This window comes from Kocuria sp. CPCC 205231 (assembly GCF_040980965.1).
Lineage (GTDB): Bacteria > Actinomycetota > Actinomycetes > Actinomycetales > Micrococcaceae > Kocuria > Kocuria rosea.
Window position 1 is genome coordinate 1 of the sequence record NZ_JAVKPP010000057.1, and the last position, 1,020, is coordinate 1,020.

Genomic DNA, 1,020 nt, shown 5'->3' on the forward strand with positions numbered 1-1,020 from the left:
TGGGCGCTGGGCTCGAGGCCGAGCTGGCGGGGTGGGCAGGTGGTAGAAAGGCGGAACTCCCGGTAGAGAAGTGATTGTCGAGATCGCTGCTCTGCCCAGGAGTTCCTTGCATGAAAGTGTGCCGCACCCTGCCCGAGGACACCACCACCGAAACCGCCGGCGCACCCCGGTGCTGTCGGTTGGCCCCGCTCCACGCCCACCGCCCCCGACGGGCGCGGCGGTACCCGACGGATCTGAGCGACGCCCAGTGGGCGATCATCGAGCCACTGCTGCCCGACCCGGGGTTCCTGGCCGGGGCCGGGGGACGGCCCGAGTCCTGGTGCCGACGGATCATCGTGGACGCGATCCTCTACGTCGTGGACAACGGCATCAAATGGCGGGCGCTACCGGTGGACTTCCCGCCCTACTCCACGGTGTTCAACTACTTCGCGGCCTGGGAGAAGACCGGGGCCACCGCTCGTGTGCTGGATGCGCTACGGGACCGGATCCGTCTCGCCGACGGCCGGGCCGCGGAGCCAACGGCGGCAGTCATCGACTCAGCCTCGGTGCGCGGGCCGCCATCGTCGGAGCCGGCACCCGCGGCTTCGATGCGGGAAAGAAGGTCAACGGCCGCAAACGCCACATCATCGTGGACACCCTCGGACTGCTGCTGGCGGTGGTGGTCACCGGCGCCGGAGTCCAGGACCGTGACGGGGCCAGACCACTGCTCGAGCTGTTGACTGCCTCCTGCCACAAGGTACGGCTGGTGTGGGCCGACGGCGGCTACGCGGGGAAGCTGGTGGCCTGGGCCGGCGATACTCTCGGTCTGACCCTGCGGATCGTCAAGCGCAGCGACCTGCCCGGGTTCCAGGTCCTGCCCCGGCGCTGGGTCGTCGAACGCACCCTGGCCTGGATCGCCTCCCACCGCCGGTGCGTGCGCGACTACGAACGACTCCCGGCCCACCACGAGGCGATGGTGCGCTGGGCGATGATCCGCACCACCAGCAAACGCCTCGCCCGAAAGGTTTAGGAACAGACACT

General features: G+C 69.3%; 1 pseudogene. It reads left to right on the forward strand.

Annotated features, from left to right (window positions below):
- Positions 1-179 precede the first annotated feature (179 nt).
- Positions 180-1,009, forward strand: a pseudogene (locus RF640_RS18825) (IS5 family transposase).
- Positions 1,010-1,020 lie beyond the last annotated feature (11 nt).